Here is a 13,079-nt window from a genome sequence, read left to right as displayed (position 1 = left end):
TCGTTGGTCTGGCTGTGGGGAAACGTCAGTCCCGGCCGTGGATCGTGTCGGATGAACTCTGGTCGCTGATCGAGCCGTTGCTGCCTGAGCAGGGCCCGAAGCAGGTGGAGGGGCGCCCGCGGGTGCCGGACCGGCAGGCGCTCTGTGGGATCTTGTTCGTGCTGCATACCGGGATCCAGTGGGAGTACCTGCCGCAGGAGCTGGGCTTCGGTTCCGGGATGACCTGCTGGCGTCGTCTGGCCGCGTGGAACGAGGCCGGCGTGTGGGACCAGCTGCACCTGGTGCTGCTGAAGAAGCTGCGGGTCGCGAAGAAGCTGGACTGGTCGCGGGCGGTGATCGATTCCTCCCATGTCCGGGCCGCTCGGCGGGGCCCAAAAGCGGACCCAGCCCGGTCGACCGCGCACGTCCGGGCAGCAAGCACCACCTGATCGTCGACGGCCAGGGCATCCCGCTGGCCGTCTCGCTGACCGGCGGGAACCGCAACGACGTCACCCAGCTGATGCCACTGCTGCGGAAGATCCCGGCCGTCGGCGGGCTGGCCGGCAGGCCCCGCAGACGGCCGGACACGCTCCTGGCCGACCGCGGGTACGACCACGACAAGTACCGCCGCCTCGTATGGGCGACCGGGGTCAAACCCGTGATCGCCCGCCGCGGAGTGCCGCACGGCTCTGGCCTCGGCGTCTACCGGTGGGTCGTGGAACGGACCATCGCCTGGTTCCACGGCTTCCGCCGGCTCCGCGTCCGGTGGGAACGACGAGACGACATCCACGAAGCCTTCCTCGGCCTCGCCACCTGCCTCATCACTCACCGCCACGTCCAACGCCTTTGTTAGGACCTCTAAGCCGAGTCCGACGGTGAACGGGAGTGGCTGCTGTCCAAAGGACCACGGCGAGGTAATCCACCGGTTGGCATCAGCCCGGACTCAGAGTCGTGAGTCCGCAGCTGGTCGGCCAGCGATCGCAGCGGCGTGCCTCAGAGCAACTCATCTGGCGGCGTCGGGCTCGGGCACGGGCCCGTAGTCATCGCCGTCGGCGGTCAGAGCAGCCTTCAGCTTGGGATCGGCGTGGACCTCTGCCGTGTGCTGCCACTCGGTGATGAGCTGGGCGACGGCGGCGTTCTTGTCCGGGCTGGCCGGGGCGCCGAGGGCGGTGACAAGTTCGTCGAAGAAGTCCTGCATGTCGCGGTCGGGCAGGTAGCGGAGCCACCAGTCTGGCGCCTTCTGCGTCATCGCTTCCCCTCCATCTCGGTCGGCAATTGCTCCCGGCCGTCGCCTGCGGTTCGGCCTGCGCAACTTCGCGCCGGGGCCCCGTCGACCGTGGTCGGCGGGGGCCCGGCTCTTTGTGTTCACAGCGGGTAGAAGTCCGTGATGCGGTAGGCGCGCTGTCCGTGCTGAACGTTGAAGCCCATGACCCACCGCGTGATCCGGTCGTCCACGACGATCAGCCGGGGGTCGGTCCGCTCAGTGGGCCGGTGCAGCGGCATGGCCACTGGTACTGGGCACTCGCCGAACGGGGACTCAGCGCGGAAGATCCGAGCTGTCAGCATGCGCCCAGCCAGGAGGCCGGTGCGGTGGTACTCGGCAGGCACCTGTCTGAGGATGCCGTTCAGTTCGACCGCCACCGTGCGGTGCACGGGGCCTGCCTCCGTCTGGGAGGGCCGGGTCCTGCCCTGGGCGTAAGGAAGGTGCGAGGGATGGGTCACCGTACCGCCGGATTTTCGGCAGCGAGGGGGATGTCGTAGCGCATCCAGGACCGCATGGCCGCCGCGGTGTGGACCTGGCCCGTACCCACGGTTCGGTATCCGTCGAAGGCCCAGGCTGTCACTTCCAGGAAGCGGCCTTGGCCTGTGTGGATGTTGAGCTCCAGGTTGAGGTAGACGGGGCGCTTGGCGACAGCGAAACCCTGCCAGGAGCGGTCCCAGCGGAACAGGCCACCGAGATTGGGGTCTTCCCACACCGGAAGGCGGTTGGTTCGGTGGGCTGCCCGGCAGTTCAGGATCCACAGGTCTGTGTGTGCCTCCCGGGCCATGACCTCTGTGGATGGGAGGCCCCTGGACTGGGCTTCGGCCCGCTTGCCGCCGCGGAGGCAGCAGTCGGCCCGCCGGTTCCCGATCCGGATCTCGGCTTCCACTCCCCAGCTTTTGATCTCCTTGTGCCACCCGGACTCAGTCACAGGGCGCTCGCGTACCGAATGAGTTCGGCGTCGTCCTCGTCGAGGCCGAGGTTCTGCGGGCCGACTTCGGCAACGTAGTCGGCGAGGGTGAAGATGCCGGGGAGGGTGTCGATGCCGACGACGAGCCGGTCGTACCGCTTGAACAGGGCGAGGATGCGTGCGCCGCGGTTGCGTTGCTCCTTGGCCTCCTCTGAGGCTTCCTTCGCCACATGGTCGAGCCGGTCGGCTTCCATGTAGCAGCGCTCGGCCAGCGGGGGGAGAACCTCGAAGATGCGGTCGGTGTCCTCGATGACGAGCTGGCGGGCGGTCTTCTCGGTGATCTCGCCGCCTTCGCCGATCAGGACCTTCGCTACGACTTGGTCGTCGTCTGCTCCGACTGCCCGCGGGCCGGGGACCGTGGTGCCGTCAGGGTCCAGCGTGCCGGTTCCGCAGCCAGGGGGCTCGGTCGGGACGCCGGTCGGGATCGGGTCGGCCGGGCCGGCCTGGGCCACGAGCAGCAGCTCCCTGCGGACTTTGTGGAAGGAGGTGGTGCACAGCGATTTCACCGCGCGGTCGAACACCGGGCGGTACTCCGGGGCAAGCACCTTGATCTTCGTCCGGACGGTTCCTTGCATCCGGGCGAGCTGTTCTGTGTCGGTGCCTCCCTCGTGGATGGAGCGGAGGGCTTCGCGGTCGAGTACGTCGCGAACGGCGTTGGGGTAGCGGCCGGCGGACCTGGTGGGGATGGGCATGGGTTCCTACTTTCCGGAGACGAGACGGATCTTGTGGGGGCGCTTCTGCAGGACGCGGTCGGCCCAGGAAGTGACGGACTCGCGGAATGACTCGACGGACTCCCATACGTCGGGGTCGTCAACGTCCACGAAGTCGTCAGGGCCGAGGAGGAGGATTTCCCTGCACTTGTGGGCAAGGTCGAAGTAGCGGATGGTCCAGGCGGCGCGCGGATCGCGTGTGCCAGCCCCGATCAGCTTGTTGAGCAGGTCCTCGTCCGGGTCTGGTGCCGGGCGCATCTGCTCGCGCACGTACCGGGCGACGTCCTGGTCCTGAAGGACCTCGCGTACGGCCGGGGCCTGGAGCACGGCCAGGGCCGCGGTCGGGGTCTTGGTGAGTTCGGCGAGCACGGCCTCGCGGACGTCCTCCCGGTCGAGTTGCGCGACGATGGCGGTGGGGGTCGGCTCCGGGTCGGTGCCTGACCCGTCTGCCAGGCCCAGGGCTCGGCAGTACTCCGCCGCGTCCAGCACGGCCGGCCATCCCGCCCGTTCCGCGCTGCCCAGTCGGCCCAGCAGCAGGCCGACACGGTGAGCGCGCTCATCGGGGTTGGTGACGGAGGCCGTGGTCACGCACTTCCACGGGACGACGATGGGCGATGTGATGAGGCGCTCACGGAACGAGTCGGCTGCCGCCTTGGTCACTCGCCGGTATCTGTCGAGGGTGTTCGCCGAGTAGCCGAGTTGCTTCGCCAGCGCTTCAAGGGCGCTGATCCCGCTCAGACCGGATTGCTCGACGATCTCGGCGCAGATGGAGCCGAGGCCGAAGCGGGCCGCGAGTTGCGTCCGTGACGCCTGGATGTCCTGCTCGGCGAGGGCTCTCGCGCGTTTGAGCTGTTCGTCGGTGTAGCCGGGGCCGCTGCTGCCGCCTGGCTGGATCCACACGTTTTCCATGGGCGAGGACGCTAGATCTCCAAGGTGTTCGCACATTGCCTGGTCCACTCGAACGGCGCCGTCGGACGGGGCCCCGACGACCAAGATCACGAAAAGGTGGCTTAAGGCCATCGCCGCCGGGAGGGTGGTTTGACCGGGCCGGATCGGGGGCCCGAGGCTGCCCTGCGTTGTAATCCGATCTTCGGAGGAGAGGCAGTGGAGTCGGCAGAGGTGCAGCAGGAACGGAGCGTCGGATACCCGTCGTTCATCGACGGGATTCCGGAGAGGGACTGGGGCCGTCTCCGTCTCGACGAGAAGGACCTCAAGCTGGTCGAGACCAGGCGGGGGGAGCACAGCCGGCTCGGTTTCGGCGTGCTGTTGACGGTGGTGAAGTTCCTCGGCCGCTTCGAAACAGACCTGGACAGAGTCCCCGAGGAACTGGTCCTACGTGTGGCCGAGCAGCTCGGCATCACGGAGGATCCGCTAGGCGCGATCAGGCACTACGGGCAGAACCGTGACCAGGTTCAGGCTCATGCTCGGGAGATCTCGGAGCAGTGCCACTGGACGTCGTACTCAGCTGGCAGGGCCTGGCTCGTCACGGAGTTGGAGGCCCACCTGAAGGTCACGACGGACGGCCCGACGGCTCTGATGATCTTTGCGGTGGAGCGGCTGCGCAGGAACCGAGTACTGCTGCCCAGCTACCACACGCTGCGATCTCTGGTGGTGAAACTCCGCAACCGAGCAGAAGAGGAGCTGTCGAAGAAGCTCTGCGGAAAACTGACCACCAAGCAGATCGGTGTGCTCGACGGGCTGATGAAGGTCCCTGCCGGAAAGGGCATCAGCGGGCTGGAGCAGCTGCGCCGCGTGGTTGGGCCGCCGTCGTGGGCGGCGTTCGAGAAGGCACTGTGCCGTGTAGACGAGATCATGGCTCTCCCGTTCGCCGACGTGCATGTCTCCGAGGTCCCGGAGCGCAAGCTGGCGCATCTGGCAGGCCACGCCATGACCGAGCGGGTGTCACGGCTTGCGAACCAGAGCGGCAAGCGGGCTGCGGTTCTGGCGGCGATCAAGTGCATGGAGAAGCACGCCTTGGACGACGCGATGGACATGCTCGACAAGCTGATCACCCAGCAGTTCCTCAGCAAGCCCAAGCGGTTGGCCGACGATGACATCATCGCCGCCTTCCCGACCTTCGCCCCCGCGGGCGCCTTGGTCGCGCAGGTCATGCGCGCTGTGCTTCACGCAGTGAAGGAGCAGGTCGATCCCGAGACCGGGGAGATCACCGACCCTCACACCGACACCTATTCCATGCGGGCCCTGATCGAGGGGTTCGCCGACCGACACACCGTCGAGACCGCGGTCGAGGTCCTGGCGGGCAGCATGCCTCCTCCGGGCTCCGACACCCACGAGGGTCGCCGCGCCAAGATGCTGGAGCGGTACCCGGCGCTGCGCTCCCTCGTCCCGGTCCTTGTCGACAGGGTTCAGTTCGGCGCGACCCCCGCGGGGCAGCCGGCGCTGACGGCGCTGTGGTCCCTGCCCGAGCTCCTCGACCGCGAGGAATTGCGGCTCGGCGACATCGACACCACGCTGCTGACCGGCTCGTGGAAGGGCCTGGTGCGCAGCGACCAGGACCCCACTTCGGACACTGTGAACACGCAGGCATACGCCTTCTGCGTGCTGGAGACCTTCCACCAGCGGTTGTGCGGACGAGAGATTTTCGCCGTCGGTGCCTCGCGCTGGGGAGATCTGCGCGCGGCTCTGCTGTCCGGTAAGGCCTGGGAACGAGCCCGCCCCGCTCTGCTCACCAGCCTCGGCCTGCCCGAGAACCCCGAGCCGTACCTCACTGAAGCCCGCAGGAACCTGCATGCGGAGCTCATCGCGGTCGCCGCGCGCGTACCCGAGGGGTACCAGGTGCAGCTCGGCGACGGCACTTTGGCCCTGCGCAAGACGCCAGGCCTGCCAGCGAGCCTGGCCAGGCTGAACCGGCAAGTGAACAAGATGCTCCCCAGCGTCGAGCTGTCCCAGGTGATGGTGGAGATCCTCAGCCGAACCGGCGGAGCCGGTGCGTTCACCACCCTCAACGGCAGCCCCTCGCCGTACACGGAGTTCGACCTCTCCCTCGCCGCCGTCATGGTCGGACTCGGCTCGAACCTCGGGCTCAAGGCCGTCGCGGAGGAAGAGGGGGAAGGGAAACGGGAGGCCCTGGCCCTCGCCCGGCTCGACCATGTCAGCCGCACCTACTTCCGGCCCGACACGATCGAGGCATTCAACACCCTGATGCTGGAGAAACAGGCCGAATTTCCCGTCACCAGCCTCTGGAACGAGGGACGACGCCTCGCCGTCGTCGACGGCCTGCGGTTCGTCGTCCCTCCCGCCTCCGAAAACCTGCGCATCGCCCCGCGCGGAGAGACGGAGGTCACCTGGATGACCGTGATCACCGAGCGGGCCATCCAGCTCTCCGGCCGCCTGGTCAGCGGAAACCCGAGCGCAGCCCTGGAAGCACTCGACACCCTCACCACGCGCCGGCGCACCCAACCCACCGGCCACGAAACCGGCCCCGATCTCGCACCGGACGCCATCGTCGCCCAACCCGGAACACATGAGGACCTCGTCTTCGGCCTTCTCACCCTCTCGGGCTACTCCTATCAGCCCACCCCGAAACAACTGGCCAGCATCAAGCTGTGGCGCATCGACGGATCGGCGGACTACGGGCGCCTGCAGGACGCCACACGGCGACGCATCAACCTCGCCCGGATCACCGAACACTGGGACGAGATCCTGCGCGTCATCGGCTCCATCCGCCAAGGCGCCGTCAGCGCACACACCGCCCTGCGAATCCTCACCCGCAACGGCAAGCCCACCCAGCTCGGGATGGCGATCGTCGACGTCGGACGCATCGCGAAAACCCGCCACCTGCTACGCCTGTTCGACAACCCCGACTTCCGTCGCCAGATCGAATCCCAAAGCGCGCTCCACGAGGCCCGGCAACGACTCGCCAAGCGCATCTGCCACGCAGTCGACGGCCCATACCCCGAGTACCTCCCAGGCCTGGAAGAGCAACTCGGCGCCCTCGGCCTCGTCCTCAACGCCGTGGCCCTCTTCAACACCATCTACATCCAGATGATCGTCGACAAGCTCCGCGCTCAGGGCCACACCGTCCTGGACACCGACATCGCCCAGCTCTCCCCCCTCCTGCACGCCCACATCAACATGTACGGCCGATTCCACTTCGAGCTGCACACCGGGAGCACCCGAACGATCCCCGACCCCGAGCCAGACACCGCCCCCGCCAACAAGCTCGACACGAACCACGGCTGAACCCCTCAGCCCAACCTCTCCACCGCAGCCGGGACCTCCCCAAGGTCCCGGCTTCTTCCATGTACACCCAGCGACCTCTCAAGCTCGGCGACAACAGCCGCCACAGAGCGGTCACCTCACACCCCGTCGCCCCGAGTCAACTTCGGTAAGCAGGCTTTGAAGTTCCTTCACCTGCCCCCTCCGCGCCAGAGCGACACATCCTCTGACCAGCAGGGACACCCCTTAACCCACCTTTTAAGGATCTTGGTCTCGGGCAGGTACTGGCCTCAAGCACCCGCTGTGCCGAGGCTTGGTAGTTGTCACCGTCGGCACCAGATAGCCTGCGGAGGAAGCAGGTCGGAGCAGTCGGGCTGTCACCGGAGAGGCGCTGCAGTTGTCACACCAAGTCGATGAGTGGGTCGTTCGGGTACCTGTGCGCAGCATTCCTCGCGAGGAGCTCATCGCCATGCTTGGCGAACAGACCCCGGCATGCGGACCTGCCCGTGACGCCTTGGTTGCCGGAGGTGCCTTCCGCGTCGGGGACGGTCTGGTCCCCGCCAGCCGGCACGCGGGTGTGTTCGCAATCCGTATCCGCACAGCTGCTCGGCGTGGCCACACAGTCGGGGGCCTTGCGGCGTCGGTCGACATCCTCCGGCAGGCCGGGGAAGAGCGTGTGCGTACCGGTTTCATCGACTCCGTGGACCGATCGTCCGTGTTCACGATCTTCCTGAACTCTTCGGCGACAGAAGTGCTGGCCTGTGCAGGTGGACTCCGGCCCCACCCCCTGCCGCCGCCGGCGGACGCACCCGAGTGACAACACGCCTGTCTTGGAGTCAACTCTCATGCTTCAGGTCACCCGCCCGGCGTGAGCGGGCGGACACGGCCGGTTCTTAGTAGCCGAGGTCGAGATAGTCGATGTCCGTGAACTCGACGACAAGGTCGTTGGCACGGCGGCCGCTGTCCTTGAAGTAGGCCTCCTGGAGTGCTTCGGGAGCGATCCGCTGAAGTTCCGCCTCTGTCTCTCCTGCCTCCTGCGCGGCGAACAGGCGGCCCGCGTACTCGGGCGGGACGTGAGCCGCAGCACGGCACCGCACTCGACAAGCCGGTCGGGCAGTGGCTGACCAACATCCGCCGGCCCGGCGGGCTCGGCAAAGACCCCGCACGGGCCGAGCGGCGGGCCGCGGCCGTCGCCTCGATCGATGAGGACTGGAACCCGGGCGCGCTCGGGTGGACCGTGGACTGGCAACGGCAGTACGCGGGCCTTCGGGCCCTCCTGGCGGGCGGTGCGCGCCTGGCGAACATCGTGCCGGGAGTGACATGGCACGGCGAAGAAATCGGTCGATGGCTCGCCACACAGCGCCGCGACTTCGGCCGGCTCAACGAGGAGCAGCAGCGCCGGCTGACCGAGTTCGGGGCGAAGCCGGCGCGGTCCGTGCGAGCCCGCACGGCGGCCGCGACCACGACGTCCGGGCGGGCCGCGGAAGCCTTCCACAAGGGCGTCCAGGCCCTCACACTGTACATCGAGAGGGAAGGGGGCGGCCTGCCCGGCCGAGCACATATCGAGCTTCTGCCCCATGGGTCAGGGCATCGCACTGGGGTGTGGATCGTCAACCAGAAGCAGCGCCGCGACCGGCTCGACACGGGCCAACTCGCCGCCCTGGCCGCCCTCGGAGTGGAGTGGGCGCAGCCGAGCTAGATGTAAGTGGGGACCTCCGGCGGGTCCGGCCAGGTCGGCACGGTGCCGGCGCGTTCGGCCGCTGCACGGCGGCGCTGTAGGGCCGTGCAGCGGATGCCGCCGCCGGCGTGCCACTCCAGCACCGGACCGACAGCCCGGCCGTGCTCGGCGCACCCGTCGACCGGGACCAGGCCGCCGCAGTCGTGGCGGTGGCACACGCAGCCCTCGCCCGGGCCAGCGTGCGGAACCCCGTGCCGGAGCACCCCGCCCGCCCTCCCCTCCGCGGTGCCCCGCAGGCCGGCCACCGCATCGCCTTCCACGTCCGATGAACTGGGCACACGCCCACCAAGTTCGAGTCTCGTTCGACGCCCGGTGTTGAACGTCAAGCTAACTAAATGACCTTCGAGGTGGTTGGATCACTCCGCTGGCCTGACGGGATCGAGCGGCACGGCCGGAGCCGCCAAGCACCCAGCCCCGCTCCGCTGCCTTGGCCCGCCCGTGCGGGGCTGGACCGGGCCTGGCCTACGTCAGGTCCAGGAGGGCCAGCCACCGTAGCGGGCCAGCAGGCTACGCGTGGCGTCCACAGACAAGCCGAGCGCCGCCGCCACCACCTCCGGGTCCTGGTGGCGTGCCTCGTGGGCCGGCGCGTGCGCGGTGCGCTGGGCGATGACTTCCAGCGTCCGGGCCGCCTTCAGGGCGGCGGGCGGGGAGTCCTGGCCGAGCTCCTCGATCGCCGCGGTCACCGCCTGCAGCAGGGCCTTGAGTTCAGCAGGGAGGGTGATGGTCGTGTCGCCGACGGCCTCAATGTGGGTGTCCCAGTCGTGCTCGCATTCCTCGGCCGTGTCCAGGCCGTGCTCCCGCAATGGCGCGTCGCCTGCCGCCTCCCAGTCGATCGGGCGTGGGGTTCCAGTCCAGCCGCAGGAGCACTCCGCGACCAGGGTGTGGGCCTTCGGCCGGGGTAGGTACGTGGTGATGCCGTCGTAGACGGACCAGTGGCTCACGTCCCAGCCGGAACTGCCCGAGGCCGAGTCGAAGTAGACCGGCTTCGGGACCGTCCCGTCCTCAAGCCGTACGCCGACACGGCCCTCGTGCGACGGGCCGTACTCGTCCGACGTCCACGTCTCGTCCGTTTCCACAGACACCTCCACACCGCTCCGGGAGCTGCGGTCAACAGCCCGAACACGACCATCCCGCATCACTGGATGCGAGCGTGTGGAAACCGGCAGGATCACCCCGGAGCGGATCGCCTGTGGCCGATTCTGGCGTCCCGCGTCCCGGGCTACTGCTGGATTGGACGATCTCGCTTCAGGTCCCCGGGCAGCCGGCCGCCTTCGAGGGGCCGGTGCCCGGGGTAGGCCAGAGTGGTTGGATGCACCGCCGACGATCCCCCTGCTGCTTACCGTCCTGCCGGCGACGTCCGGGTGCGTGAACGTCACGCCTGCCGTCAACAAGCCTCAGCGGGCCCAGGCGCCCCCGCCCCGTCGGCACCGCTCAGCAGGCCAGAGCGCGTCGTCAGCAGCCGGCCCCTGACGACACTTCCCCCGAACCCGCCACCGGTGAGGCCCAGCTCTGCCCGTCGGCCCCGAACGCTCTCGCGAGGAACGGCGGCCAGAGTCGCGCCCGGTCCAGAAGACGGAGCGTCGCGGAACCGTGGGGGCGCAGAATAACCGAAGGCGGTCGTCTCCGGCAGAGTCTACGAAACGCCGCCGTCCGGTCGTTGTTTCCAAGCCGGAGGAGCCGTGAACCACCTCGACGGCTACGACCACGAGGACCACCCGCTGCGTCCTCAGCGCGTCCGCGACATCGCGCCGATCCGAGGGCGAACTGATGGCCGTCGTCCACGAGCAGCACAAGCACGGCGTGGTCCGCGTCGCCCACATCCGCCCCGCGAACGGCGGCGTCGAGTGGACCACCGCGGCCGACAACGTCGAGGCCCTCTGACCCCACAGACTTCCCCGCCCCGCACTTCCTACGGCCCGGGGCGGGGAGGACGCGCCACCTCGCCATCCATCGGCAGGAAGGGACCCGCTATGAACGGCTGCCCCACTTGCGGCGGTACCAAGCCGAACTGCACCAGCTGCGGCGGAGTCTGACCCAAAACCTCGCACCACTCGCGTTCCACCAACCCGAGAGGAGCACCACCCCATGACTACGCTCGTCGACAACATCGCGGCCACCCGCACCCGGGACCCCCGCGAACTGCTCAACGCCGTACAGCCCCACATCCAGCACCTCACCGTCAACATCCTCGACAGCGGCATGACCGTCTGGGACCGCGAGGTGGCACTCCTGCTCCGCGATGAGGTCGACACCCGCGAGACCGCGGAACGCATTCTGGGCAATGCGGTGATGTACCTGATCGCGTCCATGGAGCACCCCGAGGTGCGTGCGTCGGCGAGATCGTCGACAAGGGCGTGCACCAGGTCATCCTCGACACCCCGGTGTTCTTCGCGTTCTGCGACCTCTACAACGGCGGCACCTACAAGCACCACGCGCCGTTCATCCAGCGCCGCAACGACGGAACCGTGATCGACACCGCCGCGTTCCTCCGCTCGATCGGCTTCGACGCGGACGAGGAGCTGTGGGCCAAGGACGGCGCCAACTGCTCGCCGTGCGACTCGAAGGTGCCCGACTCCCACTGACGGGTGAACTCGGCCGCCAGCACGACTGATCCGCCCTAGTGTGTGGGGCCTCGCCAGCGCGAACGGCGGGGCCCTGCCCCCATTCCCGTGAAGGACACGACGATGACCGCGCCGCACAACTACGAGCACGAGACCGCCCTGTGGGACGCCTTCGCCGAGAGCGCGTGGAAGGACTCCTCCAACGGCGAGCCGGTGTTCCGCTGGACCCAGTACGCCGACCACCCGGACGCCCCCGGGGTCGAACTCCTCGGTGACCCCGCGACCGTCCTGGAGATCGGCTACGGCACCGGCCGGGCCGCGGCCTACCTCGCCGAGCAGGGCGTGAAGGTCACAGGTGTGGACCTGTCCCCGCTCGCCGTCGAGAAGAGCACCGAGCGGTACGGGCACCTCGGCATCGAATTCGTGTGCGCGGAGATCCTGGCCCACCTCGCCGGCGGCGAGAGCACCTTCGACGCCGTGTACTCGATCTTCGGCGCCGCCTGGTTCACGGATCCGGCCCGGCTGTTCCCGCTCGTCGCCGGCGCCCTCAACCCCGGCGGCGTCTTCGTGTTCTCCCAGCCTCCCGCCATCCCCGGCGCCTACGGACCGCAGGGCATGTACAAGGGCGGCTTCGCCGGGCCCGCCATGTTCACCTACCGCTACAGCTACACCCCCGAGCGGTGGGAGACCTTCATGCGCGAGGCCGGGTTCGAGGACATCGAGGCCCGCGAGATCGACGCACCCACGCCCGGCCACATCGGCACCCTGCTGGTCCGCGGCGTTTGCCGATGACCGCGAAGTGGCTGCCGCCCGAGCAGTACATCGAGACCGTCGCCCGCGCGACCTCGGCCGCCTGCCTCTACTTCACCGACACCCGCGGACGCCCCGTACAGCTGCGCGCCAGGCGTGCCACGGAGATCTGGCAATGGCCCGGAGGCAACATGGACCCTGGGGAAACCCCCTGGGAGTGTGCGGTGCGCGAATGCCTGGAGGAGACCGGCATAATCTTCGAGGGCCCTCGGACACTGCTGGGATCCCAGTTCATTCGTCCGCGCGGTACATCGTGGCCAGCGAACCACATTGTGTTCATCTTTGACGGCGGAACGCTGACCGATGAGCAGATCGATGGCATCGTCCTGGACCCGGATGAGCACACCGAGATGCGTGTCGAGACGGTCGAGGAGTGGGAGAAGGCCATGACACCGGTGGGCTTCGCCCGGCTGAAAGGCATCGACGAGGCCCGTCGTACGGGCAAGGTCGCCTACTTCGAGCGCTGACGGCCGCCCCACACACAGCAGCGCCCCCTCCTCCGCGTACAGGAGCAGGGGGCGACGCACGGTCCGGCGCCGGTAGTGTGCTGCCTTCGCGCCAGGGAGGTACGCACGTGGAAGACGAACCGCTCGAACAATGGGCCGCGCGGCGCCAAGGGCGCCTGCGAAAGCCCGGCGAACTCAAAGCCGTCACCCTCAGCACCGGCCCACACCGTGCCGCCCACGTCGACCCCGAAGCCCCTCGCCTCATCCTCAAATGGGACGGTTTCGCCTGGCAGCCGCTGACCTTGGCCCCCCACTACGCGGCGGCCTGCCAGATCCTCAACCCGGCCCCCGCACCACAGCAGCAGCCCACACAGCCCCCGCCGAAGAAGCAGGGCGGCAAACACCGCAAAACCCGGCCCTGACCG

The 13,079-nt window shown here is 68.4% G+C and carries 13 protein-coding genes and 2 pseudogenes; 7 read left to right on the top strand and 8 right to left on the bottom strand.

Annotated features, from left to right (window positions below):
- Nucleotides 1-14: 14 nt before the first annotated feature.
- Nucleotides 15-832 (top strand): annotated as a pseudogene (locus tag AB0O21_RS35305) (IS5 family transposase).
- Between the two features lie 150 nt (nucleotides 833-982).
- On the opposite strand, the gene AB0O21_RS35300 reads toward AB0O21_RS35305, so the two are convergent.
- The 5 genes from AB0O21_RS35300 to AB0O21_RS35280 all read right to left on the bottom strand — a co-directional run bounded on the left by AB0O21_RS35300 (nucleotide 983) and on the right by AB0O21_RS35280 (nucleotide 3,829).
- Complete coding sequence (locus tag AB0O21_RS35300; RefSeq protein ID WP_365178372.1) at nucleotides 983-1,228, bottom strand: hypothetical protein; 246 nt, start codon at nucleotides 1,226-1,228, stop codon at nucleotides 983-985.
- 116 nt (nucleotides 1,229-1,344) lie between these two features.
- Nucleotides 1,345-1,632, bottom strand: a complete 288-nt coding sequence (locus tag AB0O21_RS35295) for a hypothetical protein (RefSeq protein WP_365178370.1) — start codon at nucleotides 1,630-1,632, stop codon at nucleotides 1,345-1,347.
- A gap of 65 nt (nucleotides 1,633-1,697) precedes the next feature.
- Nucleotides 1,698-2,027 (bottom strand): hypothetical protein, encoded by a 330-nt coding sequence (locus AB0O21_RS35290; RefSeq protein WP_365178367.1) that lies wholly within the window; start codon nucleotides 2,025-2,027, stop codon nucleotides 1,698-1,700.
- A gap of 140 nt (nucleotides 2,028-2,167) precedes the next feature.
- On the bottom strand, nucleotides 2,168-2,902 hold the full coding sequence (locus AB0O21_RS35285) for a hypothetical protein (RefSeq protein WP_365178364.1): 735 nt from the start codon (nucleotides 2,900-2,902) through the stop codon (nucleotides 2,168-2,170).
- 6 nt (nucleotides 2,903-2,908) lie between these two features.
- Nucleotides 2,909-3,829 carry a hypothetical protein gene (locus tag AB0O21_RS35280; RefSeq protein WP_365178361.1) on the bottom strand — a complete coding sequence of 307 codons (921 nt, stop codon included), beginning with the start codon at nucleotides 3,827-3,829 and terminating at the stop codon, nucleotides 2,909-2,911.
- Nucleotides 3,830-4,024: 195 nt separating this feature from the next.
- Here AB0O21_RS35280 and AB0O21_RS35275 point away from each other — a divergent pair, with 195 nt between their 5' ends.
- Nucleotides 4,025-7,123 (top strand): Tn3 family transposase, encoded by a 3,099-nt coding sequence (locus AB0O21_RS35275; protein WP_365178359.1) that lies wholly within the window; start codon nucleotides 4,025-4,027, stop codon nucleotides 7,121-7,123.
- Between the two features lie 869 nt (nucleotides 7,124-7,992).
- On the opposite strand, the gene AB0O21_RS35270 is transcribed toward AB0O21_RS35275, so the two are convergent.
- Nucleotides 7,993-8,196 (bottom strand): hypothetical protein, encoded by a 204-nt coding sequence (locus AB0O21_RS35270; RefSeq protein ID WP_365178356.1) that lies wholly within the window; start codon nucleotides 8,194-8,196, stop codon nucleotides 7,993-7,995.
- Nucleotides 8,197-8,336: 140 nt separating this feature from the next.
- On the opposite strand from AB0O21_RS35270, the gene AB0O21_RS35265 reads away from it, so the two are divergent.
- Entirely contained in the window at nucleotides 8,337-8,798 is a 462-nt protein-coding gene (locus AB0O21_RS35265) for a helicase associated domain-containing protein (RefSeq protein ID WP_365178353.1), read from the top strand.
- Here AB0O21_RS35265 and AB0O21_RS35260 read toward each other — a convergent pair.
- Nucleotides 8,795-9,115, bottom strand: coding sequence for a hypothetical protein (locus AB0O21_RS35260; RefSeq protein ID WP_365178350.1), 321 nt, complete (start codon nucleotides 9,113-9,115; stop codon nucleotides 8,795-8,797). The two genes, AB0O21_RS35265 and AB0O21_RS35260, sit on opposite strands and share 4 nt — an antisense overlap.
- A gap of 189 nt (nucleotides 9,116-9,304) precedes the next feature.
- The gene (locus AB0O21_RS35255) at nucleotides 9,305-9,913 is read right to left on the bottom strand and encodes a hypothetical protein (protein ID WP_365178348.1); all 609 of its coding nucleotides are present in this window, start codon (nucleotides 9,911-9,913) and stop codon (nucleotides 9,305-9,307) included.
- Between the two features lie 1,009 nt (nucleotides 9,914-10,922).
- Between AB0O21_RS35255 and AB0O21_RS35250 the strand changes: the two are divergent.
- From AB0O21_RS35250 to AB0O21_RS35235, 4 genes and pseudogenes are all read left to right on the top strand, one after another.
- Nucleotides 10,923-11,419: pseudogene (locus tag AB0O21_RS35250) on the top strand (hypothetical protein).
- Between the two features lie 102 nt (nucleotides 11,420-11,521).
- A complete protein-coding gene (locus AB0O21_RS35245) occupies nucleotides 11,522-12,190 on the top strand; it encodes a class I SAM-dependent methyltransferase (RefSeq protein ID WP_365178346.1) in 669 nt (222 codons plus the stop codon).
- Nucleotides 12,187-12,675, top strand: a complete 489-nt coding sequence (locus AB0O21_RS35240; protein ID WP_365178343.1) for an NUDIX domain-containing protein — start codon at nucleotides 12,187-12,189, stop codon at nucleotides 12,673-12,675. The genes AB0O21_RS35245 and AB0O21_RS35240 overlap by 4 nt, the downstream gene beginning before the upstream one ends.
- Before the next feature lie 107 nt (nucleotides 12,676-12,782).
- Nucleotides 12,783-13,076: a DUF6087 family protein gene (locus AB0O21_RS35235; RefSeq protein WP_365178340.1), complete on the top strand. Its 294-nt coding sequence runs from the start codon at nucleotides 12,783-12,785 to the stop codon at nucleotides 13,074-13,076.
- The last annotated feature ends 3 nt before the right edge of the window (nucleotides 13,077-13,079 follow it).

The sequence above is a fragment of the Streptomyces sp. NPDC091371 genome (genome assembly GCF_040684275.1).
In the GTDB taxonomy this organism is placed as follows: Bacteria; Actinomycetota; Actinomycetes; order Streptomycetales; family Streptomycetaceae; genus Streptomyces.
Note: the sequence above shows the minus strand (reverse complement) of the source record. Positions and strands in the feature narration are given on the sequence as shown.

Coding starts and splice junctions, on each gene's coding strand:
- AB0O21_RS35300 (WP_365178372.1), bottom strand. CDS start 1,228: ATGACGCAGAAGGCGCCAGACTGGTGGCTCCGCTACCTGCCCGACCGC.
- AB0O21_RS35290 (WP_365178367.1), bottom strand. CDS start 2,027: ATGGCCCGGGAGGCACACACAGACCTGTGGATCCTGAACTGCCGGGCA.
- AB0O21_RS35285 (WP_365178364.1), bottom strand. CDS start 2,902: ATGCCCATCCCCACCAGGTCCGCCGGCCGCTACCCCAACGCCGTTCGC.
- AB0O21_RS35280 (WP_365178361.1), bottom strand. CDS start 3,829: ATGGAAAACGTGTGGATCCAGCCAGGCGGCAGCAGCGGCCCCGGCTAC.
- AB0O21_RS35245 (WP_365178346.1), top strand. CDS start 11,522: ATGACCGCGCCGCACAACTACGAGCACGAGACCGCCCTGTGGGACGCC.
- AB0O21_RS35240 (WP_365178343.1), top strand. CDS start 12,187: ATGACCGCGAAGTGGCTGCCGCCCGAGCAGTACATCGAGACCGTCGCC.